At 58.5% G+C, this 18142-nt stretch carries 17 protein-coding genes; 13 read left to right on the top strand and 4 right to left on the bottom strand.

Going from position 1 to position 18142, the window contains the following annotated elements:
- Positions 1–42: 42 nt before the first annotated feature.
- The 4 genes from HY011_08555 to HY011_08540 all read left to right on the top strand — a co-directional run bounded on the left by HY011_08555 (position 43) and on the right by HY011_08540 (position 7171).
- Positions 43–777, top strand: coding sequence for a hypothetical protein (locus HY011_08555; GenBank protein MBI3422979.1), 735 nt, complete (start codon positions 43–45; stop codon positions 775–777).
- A 125-nt stretch (positions 778–902) separates the two neighbouring features.
- On the top strand, positions 903–4763 hold the full coding sequence (locus tag HY011_08550; GenBank protein MBI3422978.1) for a GAF domain-containing protein: 3861 nt from the start codon (positions 903–905) through the stop codon (positions 4761–4763).
- Positions 4760–5122: a response regulator gene (locus HY011_08545; protein MBI3422977.1), complete on the top strand. Its 363-nt coding sequence runs from the start codon at positions 4760–4762 to the stop codon at positions 5120–5122. The genes HY011_08550 and HY011_08545 overlap by 4 nt, the downstream gene beginning before the upstream one ends.
- 327 nt (positions 5123–5449) lie before the next feature.
- Positions 5450–7171, top strand: coding sequence for an amidohydrolase (locus HY011_08540; protein MBI3422976.1), 1722 nt, complete (start codon positions 5450–5452; stop codon positions 7169–7171).
- Positions 7172–7267: 96 nt separating this feature from the next.
- Here the strand turns inward: HY011_08540 and HY011_08535 are convergent, their stop codons facing one another.
- From HY011_08535 to HY011_08520, 4 genes are all read right to left on the bottom strand, one after another.
- Entirely contained in the window at positions 7268–7837 is a 570-nt protein-coding gene (locus HY011_08535; protein ID MBI3422975.1) for a zinc ribbon domain-containing protein, read from the bottom strand.
- Between the two features lie 93 nt (positions 7838–7930).
- Complete coding sequence (locus HY011_08530; GenBank protein ID MBI3422974.1) at positions 7931–9331, bottom strand: DUF4350 domain-containing protein; 1401 nt, start codon at positions 9329–9331, stop codon at positions 7931–7933.
- A gap of 130 nt (positions 9332–9461) precedes the next feature.
- Complete coding sequence (locus HY011_08525) at positions 9462–10481, bottom strand: DUF4129 domain-containing protein (GenBank protein ID MBI3422973.1); 1020 nt, start codon at positions 10479–10481, stop codon at positions 9462–9464.
- 13 nt (positions 10482–10494) lie between these two features.
- Positions 10495–11826 (bottom strand): zinc ribbon domain-containing protein, encoded by a 1332-nt coding sequence (locus HY011_08520; protein MBI3422972.1) that lies wholly within the window; start codon positions 11824–11826, stop codon positions 10495–10497.
- Positions 11827–12047: 221 nt separating this feature from the next.
- Between HY011_08520 and HY011_08515 the strand changes: the two genes are divergently transcribed.
- From HY011_08515 to HY011_08475, 9 genes are all read left to right on the top strand, one after another.
- The gene (locus tag HY011_08515; GenBank protein MBI3422971.1) at positions 12048–12749 is read left to right on the top strand and encodes a lipid-binding SYLF domain-containing protein; all 702 of its coding nucleotides are present in this window, start codon (positions 12048–12050) and stop codon (positions 12747–12749) included.
- Between the two features lie 10 nt (positions 12750–12759).
- A complete protein-coding gene (locus HY011_08510) occupies positions 12760–13017 on the top strand; it encodes a type II toxin-antitoxin system Phd/YefM family antitoxin (protein MBI3422970.1) in 258 nt (85 codons plus the stop codon).
- Entirely contained in the window at positions 13014–13400 is a 387-nt protein-coding gene (locus HY011_08505; GenBank protein MBI3422969.1) for a type II toxin-antitoxin system VapC family toxin, read from the top strand. The genes HY011_08510 and HY011_08505 overlap by 4 nt, the downstream gene beginning before the upstream one ends.
- 32 nt (positions 13401–13432) lie before the next feature.
- Complete coding sequence (locus HY011_08500) at positions 13433–13957, top strand: YbjN domain-containing protein (GenBank protein ID MBI3422968.1); 525 nt, start codon at positions 13433–13435, stop codon at positions 13955–13957.
- Between the two features lie 7 nt (positions 13958–13964).
- The gene (locus HY011_08495) at positions 13965–14963 is read left to right on the top strand and encodes an ABC transporter ATP-binding protein (protein ID MBI3422967.1); all 999 of its coding nucleotides are present in this window, start codon (positions 13965–13967) and stop codon (positions 14961–14963) included.
- A 76-nt stretch (positions 14964–15039) separates the two neighbouring features.
- Positions 15040–15642, top strand: a complete 603-nt coding sequence (locus HY011_08490; protein MBI3422966.1) for a Uma2 family endonuclease — start codon at positions 15040–15042, stop codon at positions 15640–15642.
- On the top strand, positions 15639–16598 hold the full coding sequence (locus tag HY011_08485; GenBank protein ID MBI3422965.1) for a dipeptide ABC transporter ATP-binding protein: 960 nt from the start codon (positions 15639–15641) through the stop codon (positions 16596–16598). The genes HY011_08490 and HY011_08485 overlap by 4 nt, the downstream gene beginning before the upstream one ends.
- A gap of 117 nt (positions 16599–16715) precedes the next feature.
- Entirely contained in the window at positions 16716–17528 is an 813-nt protein-coding gene (locus HY011_08480; GenBank protein MBI3422964.1) for a YIP1 family protein, read from the top strand.
- Positions 17529–17542: 14 nt separating this feature from the next.
- Positions 17543–18043, top strand: a complete 501-nt coding sequence (locus HY011_08475) for a hypothetical protein (protein MBI3422963.1) — start codon at positions 17543–17545, stop codon at positions 18041–18043.
- The last annotated feature ends 99 nt before the right edge of the window (positions 18044–18142 follow it).

Here is an 18142-nt window from a genome sequence, read left to right as displayed (position 1 = left end):
TGGGGCAGGATTGAATCCTGCCCCACATCGCGCGGAAAACGTATGAATACGTTGAAGTACAAACAACAATACCGCCGCCGCCTGCCGCACCTTCAACCGCCTGGCGCCACGTTCTTTCTCACGTTCCGGTTGGCCGATTCGATTCCGCACGAAGTCTGGCTGACACTGCGTGAAGAATTGGATTCGATCTATGAAGACCTGGCAGAAGCCAGCGAAGATGAGCAGGCGTTGGCGCGTGAGCAGCGCTGGTTTCAAAGATTCGAAGACTATTTGCACAACACCAGCGAAGGCCCGCATTGGCTCAAAGATGACCGTATTGCCGCGCTCGTCAAAGGAGCCTTTCACCATCTGGATGGCGAACGTTACCGGCTCGACGCTTACTGTGTGATGTCGAATCACGTACACACCGTACTCATGCCGCTGCCTGATACGGAAGCCGGAAAGACCGCATGTTTGAACCACAAACTGGTGGAAGATCGTGACCGCAAGCCGGGCTATCTGACAACAGATGAAGACGGGCAACGGCAATTTGTCGCCGTCACGTTTCATTCGCTGGCTTCGATCATGCATTCGATCAAACGGTATTCCGCCCGCGAAGCCAATCTTTTGCTCGGACGCACGGGCGCATTTTGGCAGGAAGAAAGTTATGACCGTTACAGTCGCAACCACGAAGAATGGCAGCGCACGATTCGTTACGTTCTTAATAACCCCGTCAAAGCGGGACTGGTGAAAGAATGGCAGGCGTGGCCCTGGAGCTGGCGGCGCGCAGACCTGTAGGGCTGTAGGGCTGTAGGGCTGTAGGGCTGTGGGGCAGGATTTAATCCTGCCCCACACGGTTGAGATGTAGGGCAGGATTAAATCCTGCCCCACACGGTGCGCGAATAATGATCTGGATGAAAACGATGAAACACACAACCTTAACCATCGCCTTCTTGCTTGGCCTGTTGCTGGCATTTCCGCCAGAGGGGCAGGGACAAAAACCCACCGTTCCGCCCGACCGCCAACGCGCCGAGACGGGCTTGCCCTTCGTCACCTGGTTCAGCCCGCAGGATTATCGCGGAACCCCGCAAATCTGGTCGTTCGCGCAAGATGACCGGGGGATTCTCTACGCCGGTAGCGGCAACGGAGTCCTGGAATACGATGGAACGTCCTGGCGCACTATAGCGACACCGCACAGCGCTATTGTTCGTGCGCTGGACAAGGGATCGGACGGGCGCATTTTCGTAGGCGAAACAGGGGATTTCGGCTATCTGCAACCGGACAAGACTGGCGCGATGAAGTTCGTTTCGCTGTTGGAGTTCGTGCCGCAGGCAGATCGTGCTTTTCAGGATGTGCAAGCGGTTCAGACGACACCGGAAGGCGTTTACTTCCTGGCGCGCGAGCGTCTCTTCCGGCTGACACCGGACGGGCAAGGATGGCGCGTCAAAAGTTGGAAACCTGCGACAGGCTTTATCCGGGCGTTTTACATGTTCGGAAAGCTCTATGTCACCGCGATTGGGGAGGGGTTACAGCAGTTGGCGGGCGATACACTGAAGCCGCTGCCACTGCCCGAACTGAAAGAGCAAACCGGCGATAGTGCAATCAGAGTGATGCTGCCGCATGAAGAGGCTGGCGCTCAGAACGCACAACAAAGTTTATTGGGGCTGCGCAGTGGCCAACTCTTCTTGTTGGACGATAGCGGCAGCCGCCCCGTTCTCACGCCCTTTGTGACGGAAGCCGCGCCGCTATTGCTCAAGCAGAAACTTTACCGAGGTGCGATTCTTAGTGATGGCGCTTTGGGCTTAGGCACACTCACGGGCGGTTTTCTGATTCTGGAACACAACGGCAAGACCCGACGCTATCTGGATCGTGTCGCAGTCCTTCCATCTGACGGCGTACTGGGTGTCTTTATTGACCGGGTGGGTACGCTCTGGCTGGGGTTGCAGAACGGGATAGCGAAAGTCGAGGTCGCGTCTCCGCTGACCGAATTTGGCGCGGTGGCGGGCATGTCGGCATTCATCAATGACCTCGTTCGGTATCGCGGCGATTTGTACGCAGCAACCACATCCGGCATTGGCCGTCTGGACTCCGCGACCGGTATGTTCCGGCCTGTGCCGGGTTCTGAGTCGCAAGCGACGTTTGGCTTGCTGGTGCATGGCGACAGGCTGCTTGCCTCAGGCAGTCGTGATGGCATCTTGCAGATAACGGGGAATACCGCGACACCATTTCTTCACAATGAAGCTATTGATGCTGGTTCCTATGCAATGGCCCATGCTCGGCAGAATGCCAATCGCATCTGGCTCGCCACTGGCGAAGGACTGGCGTCCTTTCGATGGGACGTTGCGGGGCGCTGGGTAGATGAGGGGCTGGTGGCAAAAATGCCGATAGTCCGATCTATCGTAGAGCCGGAACCGGGATTGTTGTGGCTGGGCACGGAATCTCAGGGCGTGGTGCGCGTGCGCTTGCAGGGCGATTCCTTGTTGAACCCGGAAGTGAAGCGCTTCGGCAAGGCCGATGGGCTGCCGACAGATGGCGGCGTCAGTGTGCATGGAGCAGCCGGGCGCGTCATTTTTGCTTCTCGCAACGGCGTCCGCGAGTTCGACGCCGCAACCGGACGGTTCGTGGAATCTAAACTCTTTGGTGCGGTTCCGACGGGCGGTTCTCCTGAAGAATACACCCTAGCGACAGCGCCGGACGGAAGCCTTTGGGTCAACTTCGGCGTGCGCCCGGTGCTGCTTCAACGGCAAAGCGACGGCAGCTTCAAAATGAATGAGCGAATCTTGCAGCGCATCGGCGATGGTCGTGTAATCTGGCTGCATACAGACGAGGACGGCGTGTTGTGGCTGGGGGGGCAGGATCGCGTCTACCGCTACGATCCGGCACAGGTTCGGAACAGCAACGAAGGCTTTCCGGTGCTGGTGCGGCGCGTGACAGCAGGCGAACAAGCCAAGACATTGCTGTATGCCGGTGGTGGCGGCAACGCGGCGGCGCAGGGTGTGTCGCCGGTTGCGTATGGCGAGAACTCCTTGCGCTTTGAGTATGCGGCGGCGAGTCTGGAAGACCCGACGCGCAATCAATTTCAAACCATGCTCGAAGGCTTTGACCGCGACTGGTCAGCCTGGACGTTGGAAACGCGGCGCGATTACACGAACCTGCCGCCGGGCAGCTATCGCTTTCGCGTCAAGGCGCTGAATGCGCTGGGGCAGGCAGGCACCGAAGCCGAATACCGCCTGACGATTCTGCCGCCCTGGTATCGCACCTGGTGGGCGTATTGCGCTTATGCGTTGGCGCTGGCGGGTTTGGGATATGCGGTTACACGGTTGATCCGTCGTCGCGTCGTGGCGCGTGAACGTGAGAAATCCGCGTTGCGCGAAGCCCAGTTGCGCGCCGAAACCGCTGCGGCACAAGCCAAAACGCTGCAAGCCGAAAACGAACGCAACAAGAACGTCGAACTGCTCAGCGAAATCGGCAAAGACCTGACCTCTTCGCTCGATCTGGACACGATCTTCCTGCGGCTCTATGAACACGTAAATCAGTTGGTAGACGCGACCATCTTCGGCGTCGGCCTTTACCATCCCGAACGCCACGAGATTGATTACCGGCTGGCGATGGAAAGCGGGAAACGTTACGCGCCTTATACCCGCGATACGCACGACCGCAACCAGTTTCCCGTCTGGTGCCTTGAGCATCGTCAGCCCGTGTTCATCAACGACGTAGCGACGGAGTATTCCAAATACCTTACGCATTACGAAGAGCCGCGCCGGAATCTGGAAGGCGGCGGGATTTCGACTGCGCCCGCTTCGATGATGTACCTGCCGCTGATGATGAAAGATCGCGTGCTGGGCGTCATCACGGTGCAAAGTTTCAAGCCGAACGCTTACACCAATTACCACCTCGATCTGCTCGAAAACCTCGCGGCTTATACTTCGATTGCGCTCGACAACGCCGATGCTTATCACCATCTCAAGGCGACACAAGACCAGTTAGTGGTGCAGGAAAAACTGGCTTCGCTCGGAGCCTTAACCGCAGGCATCGCGCACGAGATCAAGAATCCGCTGAACTTCGTCAACAACTTCGCCGACCTGTCGGTGGAACTGATGGACGAATTGCGCGAAGACATCAACAAACACAAAGCCGCGATTCCTGAGAAAGATTTCGAAAACATCGAAGACCTGCTCGACGATCTGACCGGTAATGCCAAAAAGATCAACGAACACGGCAAACGCGCCGACGGCATTGTGCGCAGCATGCTGCTGCATTCGCGCGGACAGGCGGGCGAGCGCCAGGCGACCGACATCAACGCGATGCTGGATGAATACGTGAACCTGACCTATCACGGCATGCGCGCGCAGGATTCGTCCTTCAACGTCACCATCGAACGCGCCCTGGCGAGCGATGCCGGAACGGTCGAAGCCATCCCGCAAGACCTGAGCCGAGTGTTTCTCAACCTGCTGAACAACGCCTGTTATGCCGTGAACGACAAAGCGAAAAAGAACGGCGCAGGCTTTGTGCCGAAACTGCGCGTGAGTACGGTGAATCTCGGCGATGCGGTGGAAATTCGCATCCGCGACAACGGGATGGGCATTCCGCCCGAAGTGCGCGAGAAGATTTTCAATCCGTTTTTCACCACGAAACCGACCGGGCAGGGAACGGGCTTGGGTCTTTCGATCAGCCACGACATCGTGGTGCAGCAACACAACGGACAATTGGAAGTGGAAACCGAGCCGGGCGAGTTCACCGAATTCATCGTGCGCCTGCCGCGCAACGGGAGGAACGCACAATGAAAGTCATGGTCGTAGACGACGAAGCTGACGTGCGCTTGTTATTCGAGCAACGCTTTCGCCGCGAAGTGCGCGCGGGGCAGATTGCGTTTTACTTTGCGCTGTCGGCGGAAGAGGCGCTCGCTTTGTTGGAACAAGTGGTGGGCGATGTTTCGCTCATTCTGTCAGACATCAATATGCCGGGCATGAACGGGCTGGACTTGCTGAAAGCGATCAAAGCGAAACACCAACACCTGCGCGTGTTTATGATTACGGCGTATGGCAGCGCCGAATACCAGCAACGCGCGGTGGCGTATGGCTGCGACGATTACTTTACCAAGCCGCTCGATTTCGGAATGCTGAGGGCGAAAATGCTGGCTTGAAAAGCCGCACAAGACCGCTTTCAGCAGCGGCAATCCCGGCTCCGTAGGAGCCTAATGTTTATAGTATCCGTGCAGTGATTTCCCAAAGCTCCAGAGGAGCGAAATGTGTCAGATGTCGCTCCTCTGGAGCTTAGAAATGTTGGCGCATCAAACCTATAAACATGCCGCACCGCTGGCGCTAAACCCGTTGAAGCCACAAACCGTGAATTTCGCATAGGCCTACCAAATGTGCCCCAATCTGTGACGGCGAATTTTGGATTGTCACACCAACCGGCTACAATCACGGCCACGTCAACACTCAACAACCACTTCCACCGGAGAATCGCAATGAGAATCACGGCCCTGTTTCTGCTCATCACGCTGACGGCGTTTGCCGCCTTCACGCACGGCACGGCGCAACAACCTGAAAAACCCGAACCCGCTGAACTCGTCCTGAAAAACGGCGTCGTTTACACCGTCAACGACGCGCAACCCAAGGCCGAAGCCGTCGCCATACGCTACGGCCACATCGTCTTTATCGGCTCGACCGCCGACGTGAAAAAGTTCGAGGCCAAGACGACTCGCGTGGTTGATTTGAAGGGCAAGGCCGTCTATCCGGGCTTCGCCGACGCGCACTATCATTTCAGCGGCGTCGGTTTCCGCGAAATGAATTTGAATCTGGAAGGCACGACCAGCCTGGCCGATTTCCTCGCCAAAGTGAAAGCGCGCGTGGACAAGGCCAAGCCCGGCGAATGGGTGACGGGGCGCGGCTGGATCGAGACGTTCTGGCAACCGCAAGCGTTTCCGACGCGCCAAGACCTCGACAAGATCGCGCCAAACAATCCGGTCGTTTTGACGCGCGCTGATGGACACGGTTCCGTCGTCAATAGCGCGGCGCTCAAACTTGCGAACATTGATAAAACGACGGCCAGCCCGTTTGGCGGCGAAATCATGAAGGACAAGCAAACCGGCGAACCCAACGGCATGCTGCTCGACCGCGCGCAGGGTTTGGTGCAACGCCTGATTCCCGGCCCAACCAAAGAAGATAACGAACGCGCGCTCATCCTGGCCGATCAGCGCAGCCTCGCGCTCGGTTGGACGCAGGTGCACGACGCGGGTGTCGGCTACGATCAAGTCGAAATGGCCAAGCGGCTGTACGGGGAAGGGAAGTTGAAGATTCGCCTGTATGAAGCCATTCGCGGGCCGAGCGCCGATGCGCAGCGCTTGTTGAAAGAAGGGCCGCAGCTTGGCCTCTACGACCAACGGCTGACAGTGCGCACGATCAAGATCAGCATTGACGGCGCGCTCGGTTCCAAAGGCGCGGCGCTGCTCGAAAATTACGCCGATCACGACACCAACGGCTTCCTAACGCAGAAAGAAGAGCAGGTCATGCCGCTGTTGCGCGAGGCGTTGAAGAAAGGCATTCAAGTCGAAGTCCACGCCATCGGCGACCGCGCCAATCGCACGATCCTGGATTGGTACGAACGCGCCTTCAACGAGGTCGCGCCCATCGAACGCACCACGCGCGACGATCCGCGCTGGCGCATCGAACACGCCCAGATCGTGCATCCCGATGACATCCCACGCTTTGCCAAACTGAAAATCATCCCTTCGATGCAACCCTCGCACGCCATCGGCGATTTGCACTTCGCGCCGGCGCGGCTGGGGATGGAACGGTTGAAGGGCGCGTATGCCTGGCAGACGTTTCTGAAACAGGGCAACGTCATCGCGGGCGGTTCGGATGCGCCGGTTGAACGCGGCGAACCCATGATCGAGTTTTATGCGGCGGTCGCGCGCAAGGACGCCAAGGGCTTTTCGGGCGCAGGCTGGCATCCCGAAGAAAAAGTCACACGCGAACAGGCGTTGAAAATGTTCACGCTCTGGGCGGCCTTTGCGGCCTTTGAAGAGAAGTCGCGCGGCACGATTGAAATTGGCAAGCTGGCTGATTTGACGGTGCTGTCGGCGGACATCATGACGATTCCCGAATCTGAAATTTTGAAAACGCGCTGTGCGTTGACCGTGGTGAATGGCGAGGTTGTATTTGAAGAGGGCGCGAAGCCGAAGAAATAAACGGAAGCTTTGCCACAGAGCCACAGAGGCATAGAGTAATAGCATTGGGTTGCCAGTCCCCAAAGCCCTCGCTCTGTGCCTCTGTGGCAATCCATTTCAGCGCCCATCTTCACCGCGCACTGCTGAAACGGCTGCGCGCCGTTCGGGCAAATGGGCGGTGGTGTGTTCGACGACGCTGGCATTCGTGCGCGGCGCTTCGAGTTGATTGGTCGTAGGTGCTGGCAGTGGCGTGGGCAGCGGCGGTGACGTTGCCTGCCGCACTGGGTGCTTGGTCAGGAAGATGCCGTTAATGAGCAGGCCGATGCCGACGAGGAAGGGAACGACGCCCGCCAGCCAGATGCGGCGGACGATTTCGGCGTCTTTGTCCGGTTCATGGTTCGCCACTGCGCCCAGAAAAAAATACAAAAAGATCATCGCCCCAACACCGGCCAGTGTCGTGATAACCCCGGCCTTGATTTCATTCAGGCGTTTTTGTTCAGGCGTGACGCCGCGCCGCCGCGCCCGCTCTTCTTCGGTCATGAAAATCTCGGCGACCCAGGTTTTCGACCAGTCGAATGGCTCGTCGCGCCCCGTCATCGCTTCGCGCACGCCGCGCAAGTTTGCGCCGCAGCTTTTGCAGAATTTCGTCTCGTCGGTAACTGGAATGGCACAGCCTGGACAAAACATAAGCGTCTCCGTTGATGATGAGTGAAAGTTCGTTGATGCGAACTCAGGATACGAAGGCTGCGGACGGGTTGTTGCGGCAATTTATGCCCGCTGCTATCGCGCCAACTCAGCGCCAACCCGCCGCAACGTCGCCACTAATTCCACCAGCCGCTGATCGTCAATGCGGTCGCCCTGCAACACGTATTCGCTCTCGCGCAACGCCAGTTCCAACTCATTGGCCACGGCGGCGAATTGGGGGCGCTCGCGCATGGCTGCGGCAATTTCGGTCGGCCCGGCTTTGCCGGACAAACCCAGGCGGCGGCACAAACGCGTTTTGAAACGCGGGTAGATGTTTTCAATCGCCAGATCGCGGGCCTGCGCAGCCTGCTGCAAGCTGGCCATCGAGCCGACAAATTCGAGCGGCGAATGACGGTCTACTTGCGGCAAGGGCAGCGGGCGGGCAAAGCGCTTGCCTTGGCTGTAAACCAGCAGCAAGCCCAACAGCAGCAACTGCCCCAGCACCCACCAGAACGGCGTGCCGTGAAAGTAGCGCACCAGTGCATTCTCTTCGCTGCGATAGCCGTGGTGATATTCGTCAAACAGGATCGGGCGGCCGGCCTGGCGCAGCGCGTTGATCAGGTTGAGCGCCAGTTGCAGATTCGCCCCGCGCGCCAGCCCGTGATTGGCGACGACGAAAGGATCGGACAAAAACACGACGCGCCCCGCGCCGTAATTGAAATCGGCCAACAGCGCGCCCTCTTTGTCGCCCAAGTGAATGACGGGCGCCCGTAGCCTGCCGTTGAAATGCACGGCCTTTAGCTCGGCCATACGTTTTTCCGCAATCTGATCTTCTTCCGTTTTGGTTTCAGCCTGGGCAGCCTTTTTCGGCGTGCTTTCCGGCACAGCTTGTTCGTCCTTCTGGTTGTCAGGCTGATTGTCAGGCTGATTGTCAGGCTGATTGTCAGGCGCGTGGAATTTCAGGCGCGCGGCAAATTCCGACAGGGCCAGGCCGTGCAAGTCGCGCGTCAATGCGGTTGGTTGCGTGATCAATTCATCGCTCTTGGGATTGACGATCTGTTCGGGCGGCGCGCTGGCGGCAGGCAATTTGTCCGGCATCTTCGCCTGGATGGTGTAATCGCCGAACTGCTCCGCCGGTGCGCGGCTGATGACCAGCGTGCGTCCGCCCGCGTTCAGCCAGGCTTGCAACGCTTTCACTTCAGGTTCTTCCAATTCATCCGCCGCCGCAAATGGCCCCACCAGAATCAGCAACCCGCCAGCAGCCTTGTGCTTCAATTCGCCGAACCGTTCGCGCCAACGCGCCACCGGGTAATTCGTTTCTTCGAGCAACTGATACAACGCCCGCGTCCCCGTCGGGCCGGGGTTGTAACTGGAACGCACCGGCGCCAGCTCGTTCTCATCCTGGCGGTCGAATTCCAGGCTGCCCGCCGCGCTCAAGCCAATGAGCACCAGCAGCACCAAGCCGAACGTGAGAATCAAGCTTAGATATTGACGCATAGGAAACAGTAGTCAGTAGTCAGTAGTCAGTAGTCAGTAGTCAGTAGCCGGAAGCTAGTAAGCAGTGTGTAGCGGGCAGTTAGTCTGAGCGGTTAGTCCGAATTACCGACTACTGACTACTGACTGCTGACTACTCTCCCCCAACCGCTTCCCGATAACCTGTCAGGAAGCCTTCAAAATCGAATTCGGTGGCGTTGGCGTGGCCGTACCAGATGCGCTCGAACATGCGCGTGAGCGCGACGAAGGTGGGATAAAGCAACGCTTCGTAGCGCAGCGCGTCGAGGTAGTCGCGATTGGTGTGGGCACGGTGCAGCCGCAGCTTGCCGCGCTGTTCCAGTTCGAACAGCAGCGCGATGTAAGCGCGCCGAATCGCGCCGCGATAATCGCCTTGCGCGGCCAGGGCGCGGGCCGCGTCCAGCAAATCTTCGGTGGTCGCGGTTTCGCCGATCACTTCGCCCAGAATTTCGCGCGGGCTGGATTCGGTCGCTTGGCGGCGTTTGCGCGTGCCGAACCAGCGGAAGAATTTGTACAGGGCATAAAGCAAGGCCAACAAAAATAGACCGCCGATCAGCAGCCGCGTCAGGTTGAGCGTGAACTGGCTCGGCTGTGCTTTGGGGCTGGCGCTGAACAGTTTGCGGAACCACGCCTGTACTTTGCGCAATATCTTGGTAATCCATTGTTTGATCGTGGATTCCTGCTGCTGCTGTTCCTGCCGGTATTCCGGTTGCGACAGGATGCGGGTGAGCCGGTCGTGCGGTGCTTGGGCAGCAAGGTTGCCGCCGCTGTCGGGATCGGCCAGGCGTTGTTGCAAGGCCGCCAGCCGGTCAGCCAGTTCGGCCAGTTGCGCGGCTTGCGCGGCGGGTTCCGTGCGCAGCGTGTTCAGCGCTGCGTGCACCCAGGCGTTGTCCACGCGCACGGATTGGCCGGACGCTTCGATCTCTTCCTGCGCGGGCAGCCATTGTTTGAGCGTTTGCAACTGCGCGAGCTGTGCGTCGGTGGCGGGCGCCTGCTTGGCGATGGTCTGGGCAAGTTCAGCGGCGCGGGCGACACGCTGGCGGTAGTCAGTCAACGGCGTGTTGGCGTGCGTCAACAGTGAAAGTGCACAGAGGCAAACCAGCCAAGCCGTGATGCGTTGTAGTTTTCGGGTCAAAGGATGCATCGCTTCAAAAACGTATGCCACAACTTGAACAGAACAACCGTTGCGGCTCAGCCGGTGTGCCACAGGCTGGGCAGAAACGCAGCCCGCGCGGTTCTTCTGCCACCACGGAAACAGGCTGGGCCAGGGCTTCGCCCAGCGCGTTGGTCAGTGGTACGACTTCGGCAAATTCGCCTGACGGGTAGTCAAACGCGCTTTCCGTCGCCAACGGTGGTTCGGTCACTGGCAGTGTTTCGTCCCAGGTGATTTCCCGCACCTGATGTTCAGTCACGGGCACCGGCTTGGGCGTGTAGTCCGCCGCTGGCAACACGCGATTGGCCAGCAGTTCGACATCAAAACCTTCCTTGCGCACGCGCGTGTCCAGATACAACAGCGTGAAGCCCAGCAGGACAATCGGCGCGATGAGGATTTCGCCCACTTGTGCCAGCGTCTGCTGCGCGATGCTGAACCAGAGCGGCGCGTGCGCGTTGAATAGGCTGATTTCCACGCCGTGCCAATAGCCATACCAGCCCAGTGGAATCATTAGCAGCCAGTACAACGAAGCCGCCACGCAAAACTGAAACAACACGAGCGCGGCGATGCGTTTGGTTTCGCCGCCCGCCAGTTGAAAGCTGCGCGTGATGGCGGCGAAAACGTTCTTGCCCTCGACCATCATCGCTTGCGGCACGCAAACCACGCGCGCGTAAGTCAGCAACAGCAGCAGCACACCGCCCGCCACGATCACGGTGCCGAACAGAAAATGAAAGACACCCTGCACCCACTGCGGCAAGCCGCTGAGCAGCCACAGCGCGAACATGATGTAAAAGAACAGCGCGAACGAACCCACCGTGTAAACCAGCATCAGCACCGTCAGCAGCAAGATCGCCACCAGCACCGTCGCGCCCAACAGGCTCCAGCGGCGTTCGCGCACCGCCTGAAAAGCGTCGCGTGCGCGCAACGGCGTTCCGTCAAAAAAGTGCCAAACCAAGATCCGCGAAGCGCCGCCTAGCAACATCAGAAACAGCGCCTTGCCAATCAGCCACAATACGCCGCCGCCGCCGAGCAGCGCCAGCGACAACAAAATGCGCTGGTCGCCGCGTTCAAACGAAAAATTGCGCAGGCCGATGGCCCACAGAATGCCGCCCGCATAGGCGATCAGGCTAGGCGCCAACACGATGCGCAGGAAGACCAGAAAATGTTGCCGGTACAGCCGCACGGCGCGATCAATGATGTCGCCAGCGGTCATGGGCACGAGCGTGAACTGCTCAAAGGCGTGCAGACGGTCTTCAGATGCGGTAGCGGTGCGCGCCGCCTGGGTCTGGTCGAAGTGTTGTGTCTGGGGAGTCAAGACTGCCGCCATGCGCCCGCCCTTTTACTTGTTTCATTGCCGTGGTGATGAGCCGAAGTGCTCGCGCGCATCTTAGCCAAATTCGCGTTGATCTGCTAACGCACATCCCGCAACCCGCGCTTGGGAAAACGAAGCGGTGCTTGAAAATCAACCTGCTGCAAGGTAGAAAGGGCGCGCTCCCAAACGTTGGCTGTTTCGTGACGCAAGGCGCAGGAAGCCTTGGCGGAGGATTTATGCACTTGAACCGAATCGTCTATTTGCTCGTCATTTTGCTTGGCGTTTCACTCAGCACGGCCACGGCGTTGGCGCAACTCTCAACCTATGAGGAACGCGAACGCACGCAAAAAGCCGCCAAGGCGTTTCAGGAAATCATGTCCGCGCCCGATCAAGCCATCCCTTATGAAATTCTCGAACGTGCCAAATGCGTCGCTGTTTTCCCCTCGGTCAAAAAGGCCGGCTTCGTCATCGGCGGCCAGTACGGCAAAGGCCTGATTAGTTGCCGGCGCGACGACGGCGGTTCGTGGGGCGCGCCCGTGTTTTTCACCATCGGCGGGGGCAGCTTCGGCTTGCAAATTGGCGGGCAGGCGGTGGATTTGGTGCTGGTGATTATGAATCAGGGCGGCGTCGAAGGCCTGCTCAAAGACAAATTTGAAATTGGTGCGGGCGCGGCGGCTTCGGCGGGGCCGGTGGGACGCAACGCCTCGGCCTCGACCGATGCACTGTTGCGCGCACAGATTCTCTCGTATTCGCGCAGCCGTGGGCTGTTTGCCGGTTTGGAACTCAAAGGCGCGGTCATCGCGCCCGACAAGCAGGCGAATGAAGAGGTTTATGGCAAGCAAGTGAGCACGCGCGAGGTGTTGCTCGAAGGCAAAGCGCGCACGCCGAAAGGCATTCAGATTTTTCCGCAGATGTTGCAGAAATTTTCAACCAAGTGAGGTGGCGAAAATGACGCGCACGATCAACGTACAAGAAGCACAAACGCAATTGAGCGCCTTACTCGCTTTGGCGCGGAATGGCGAAGAGATCATTCTGACGGAAGCCGACAAGCCAGTGGCGCGGTTAGTGCCGATGCTTGAGGAAGCACCAGCCAAAAATGGTGAGCCGCCCGCGCACATTCTGGGACTTCATCAGAACGGCCAGAGTTGGATGAGCGAGGATTTCAATGCTCCGTTGCCGGACGAGTTCTGGTTAGGAGAAGCATGAAACTGCTGTTAGACACGCAAATCCTGATCTGGGCGGACGAACAACCCCAGCGCATTCCCGGCCATTTGCGAGCGGTTTTACAGCCCGGCCTGAATCAATGGGTGTTGAGCATCGCCAGCGTTTGGGAGTTGCAGATCAAAACGCAAATTGGCAAGCTACATTTACAGAACCCGTTGCCGCTGTTGCTGGCGAGCCAGCAACAAACCAATCGCTTACAGCTTTTGCCGATTCAATTACCCAACGTTCTCGCCCTGGAAAATTTGCCGTTTCATCACAAAGACCCGTTTGACCGGCTGCTGATTGCACAAGCAATCGCCGAAAACTTGACATTGGTCAGCGTTGATCCGGTGTTTTCCGCTTACTCTGTCAACTTGTTGAACTAATCCAGCAAGATCATCTTTTAGGAGTCGCCTTGATGAAAAAAACAGGTTCCCTCTCACTCGCCTTACTGCTGACGTTGGTTTGTGCTGTCGCCGTGCCAGCGCAAACCAACTCGCAAACTGCAACTGCCACAGCAGCGGACAAGGCTGCGCAAGCCAAAGTCGTGCAACTGCTCGAAGCCTCTGGTCAGGCCTATGCCAAGGCCAAAGAGGGCGTTTGGGTGGTGAAATTCAAAGGCAATCAATTGCCCGAAATTTCGGTCGTCACCATTTATTCGCAGGGCATGCTCATCTTCGTTTCGACGGCGGCGGAAAAGGCTGAGATCAAGACTTCGCCGGAACTGCTGCAAAAATTGTTGACCCTCAATGACGACCTCGACCGCGTCAAAGTCGGGCTGGACAACAAAGACGGCGACATCTTTGTGCGCATTGATCTGAGCTTGCGCGTCGTTGACCAGCAGGAATTCAACGCCAACCTCGATCAGATTTCGGCGGCGGTGGATGAGACCTACGCGGCGCTCAAACCGTTCCTGCTCGCGCCGAAAAAGCCTGTCAAATAAGGCCGCTATGCAACCGGATCAAACCGCGCCGCTGCTGGCGGTCAGTCATCTGCAAACGCATTTCTCGACCGAGCGGGGCGAGGTGCGCGCGGTGGATGACGTGAGCTTCAGTTTGCGGGCGGGCGAAGTCCTGTGTCTGGTCGGCGAATCGGGTTGCGGCAAATCGGTGACGGCGCTCTCGGTCTTGCGGCTGATCGCGGCGCCGGGGCGCATTATTGGCGGCGAAATCCGGTTCGAGGGGCGCGACTTGTTGAAGCTTCGCGAGGCTGAAATGCGCGCCATGCGCGGCGATGACATCGCCATGATCTTTCAAGACCCGCTGACTTCGCTCAACCCAGTTTTCACGGTCGGCGAACAGATTGCCGAAGCCATCCGCTTGCATCGCGGCGTCTCGAAACGCGAAGCCTGGAACCAGGCCGTCGAAGGCATGCGCGACGTCGCCATCCCCGCGCCTGAAGCGCGCGCCAAAACCTATCCGCACGAAATGTCCGGCGGCATGCGCCAGCGCGTGATGATCGCAATGGCGCTGGCCTGTGATCCGAAACTGTTGATTGCCGACGAGCCGACGACCGCGCTGGACGTGACGATTCAGGCGCAGATACTGGATTTGCTAAACGAATTGCGCGAACGCCGTAAGCTGGCGCTGTTACTCATCACGCACGACCTCGGCGTCGTGGCCGAAACGGCGGATCGCGTCGCCGTGATGTATGCGGGCCAGATTGTCGAAGAAGCTCCTGTGCGCGAATTGTTCGCCAACCCGCGTCATCCTTACGCTGAAGGTTTGTTGCGCGCGGTGCCGAAGCTGGGTAGCAGGCAAGCCGGGCACGCGCGTTTGCAAACCATCGAAGGCGTCGTGCCCAATCCGCTCGACTTGCCGCCGGGCTGCCGTTTCGCGCCGCGCTGTCCGCACGAGCAAGCGCAATGCACTGTGGGCGAGATTGCGTTGGAAGAAGTAAGCGCGAATCACGCCTCGCGCTGTGTGCGTGTGCATGAGCTTTATCAATAGCCAAAATTAGCCGTCAGCCGTAGAATCACAGCGCATTCCGAAAACAAGTTTGTGAGGCTGTTATTGTGAGGCTGTTATGTTGTCAACTTCGCCACTGATTAAAAGGTACACGCTCGAAGAGTTCTGGAGCTTGCCCGCGCCAAAGGACAGCTCCAGGTTCGAGTTGATCGCGGGGGTTTTGTATATGAGTCCTCCGCCAACCGCGCTGCACAATCTGGCCTGGGCCACGCTCAATCAATTGTTCATCCTGCATCTATCTAAAATCGGGGACGCGGGCGTGATCTTTGCGCCCCGCGCCGCGCTTTGGCTCAACCCCGATACTTACATCGAGCCAGACCTGTTTTATGTTTCAGCGCGCTTGCTGAAAAAGCTCGACTTGCAACATCCCGCCACTGCTGATTTAGTGGTGGAGATCATTTCGCCGGGCACCGCGATCTATGACCGCAACACCAAAGCCGACACTTACGCCGCGCTCGGCGTGCGCGAGTTGTGGCTGGTAGACCCAGCCAATAACCTCATCGAAGTGCGCAACCTGAAACCCCGCCGCACAGGGCAACCGCGCGCCTACAACAGCGGACAATCCTTCACAGGCCAGGAGCGCGTCGTCTCGCAAGTGCTGCCGGGCTTTACGCCTTCGGTCGCCGAAATCTGTCAGACTCTGCCGCGCAAAACACGATGACCCTCGTCGAAATCACCGGCCTCAAAAAACATTTCCCCGCCGCTGGCAAACAACTCGTGCGCGCGGTGGATGGCGTTTCGTTCACCATCGAACGCGGCGAAACATTGGGGTTGGTGGGTGAATCGGGCTGCGGCAAAACGACAGTCGGGCGCTGTTTGTTGCGCTTGCTTGAACCGACAGAAGGCTCGGTGAAATTCGACGGGCAGGAATTGACCGAACTCGGCAAACGCGAATTGCGCGGCTTGCGGCGGCGCATGCAAATCATTTTTCAAGACCCGTATTCGTCACTCAATCCGCGCCTAACGGTTGGCAGCATCGTCGGCGAACCGCTCGAAATCCACGGCCTCGGCACTAAGCCGGAACGCCGCGCCCGCGTGGCCGAATTGTTGCGCGTCGTTGGGCTTGATCCTGATTACGCCAACCGCTATCCGCATCAATTCAGCGGCGGTCAACGCCAGCGCATCGGCATCGCGCGGGCGCTGGCGCTCAACCCTGATTTCATCGTCGCCGATGAACCCGTTTCGGCGCTGGACGTCTCGGTGCAGGCGCAAGTCGTCAATCTGTTGCAGGATTTGCAGGAGCAATTCGGCCTGACATACCTGTTCATCTCGCACGGCTTGGCGGTGGTCGAACACATCTCGACGCGCGTGGGCGTGATGTATCTGGGCAAGCTGGTCGAACTTGCGCCCGCCGACGCGATTTACGCCAAGCCGCTGCACCCGTACACGCAAGCCTTGCTCGCCGCCATTCCGCAACCTGACCCCGCCGCGCGTTCAGCCAGCGCGCCGCGTTTAACCGGCGACGTGCCCACGCCGCTCGCGCCGCCGCCCGGTTGCCGCTTTCACACGCGCTGTCCGCACGCCACGGAACGTTGCAAACTTGAAGAACCCGCCTTTGTCCAAATTGAGTCTGGACACTGGACGGCTTGCTTTCTCCACGAACCCGGCCAAGACTGACAGCGTACTTGAAGCAGTCCACCAACAATCCAGTCCGCTTTACGCGCGCGTGTAGTTGGGCGCGTGCGCGAAGCCTCTGAAACAACCCCTTTTCATTGCCCTATCCGAGGAGGATTTATGGAAGCCGGACAGAACCTCGCTTCACCTGTGGCAGGCGCAGCCGCGCCCGAAACTGAACCCAAACCCCAAAATTTCTTTGCACGCTTGACCGGCGTGCTGTTTTCGCCGGGCGAAACCTTTGCCGAGATTGGCCGCGCGCCGCGTGTTTTGATTCCGCTGATTTGCCTGGCGATTTTAGGCGGGGTGATCCAGTTTTCGGTCACAAACCGTTTCGGTTACGAAAACATCGTCAAGAAGCAGATCGAGATGCAAGGCGAGATCATGCAGAAGATGAATGTGCCGGAAGACCGGATCGAAGAGGCCAAGAAACAAGCTGAGGCGCAACTCAAGCCGGAAAACGTCACGCGCGGCAAAGTGCGTGGCGCGGCGGGCGCGGCTTTCGGTTTTCTGGTGATGGTCTTGATCGTCGCGGGCGTGTTCAAACTTTTCACGGCCATTATGGGCGCCAGCAATACGTTCAAAGGCGTGCTTTCTGCCGTATGTTTTGCTTATCTCGCGGTGGGGCTTGTGCATTTGGTCGTGACCCTGATTTCAATTTATCTGAAAAGCCCCGAAGACATTGATGTAATGAACCCGGTCGCTTCGAATCTGGGCGCGATTTTGACGATGGCGGGCGCGGGTTTGCCGAAATTCGTCACCGGGCTGGCGTCGTTCATTGACGTGTTCAGCATCTGGCGCATCGTCTTGCTGGCGATTGGCTGTGCGGCGGTGACGCACAAGATGAAGGCGGGTACAGCGGCGATCCCGCATGTTGTGTTGTATGTTTTAGCGGCGCTGGTGGGTTCATTCTTCGCCAGTATGATGGGGTAACTGACAGTTCCGCGATGACCAATGCTGAGATTGCCAATGTCTTTCGCCGTCTGGCTGATTTGCTGGAATTGCGCGGCGACAACGAATTCAAGTTGCGCGCTTACCGCAACGCCGCTGACCTGATCGCCGACCTGGTCACGCCGCTCGCTGATTTGTATGCGGCGAGCGGTGTGGCCCGCCTGCGCGAATTGCCCGGCATCGGCGCGGCCATCAGCCAAAAAATCGTTGACCTGCTCACGACCGGCACGTTCAAAGCCTACGAAGAGGTCAAACGCGAGATTCCCGCCAGCGTGCTTGATTTGTTGCAGGTTGATGGCGTCGGCATGAAGACGCTGCAAATCCTCTATCACCAATTTCAGCTCACCAACCTGGCGGACTTCGCCAAATTTGTCGCGGGTGGCGGCCTCGACAGTGTGCCGCGCCTGGGCGAGAAAACGCAGCAACGCATCCGCGCCTCGTTGCAAACGCTGCGTGAGGAAAGTAGGTTTTTGCAAAGTCCTCAAATCACCAGCTAAAGACATTGCGCCGAATCCTGACTCCCGACTCCTGATTCCTGACAAATTGAAAATCAGCCGGTATTTTCAGGCTGGCAGGCATCGGGAATCAGGGGTCAG

It is taken from the genome of Acidobacteriota bacterium (assembly GCA_016196035.1).
Classification (GTDB): Bacteria; Acidobacteriota; Blastocatellia; order RBC074; family RBC074; genus JACPYM01.
The sequence above is the reverse complement of the archived record's forward strand: the minus strand, read 5'-3'. Positions and strand labels throughout refer to the sequence as shown.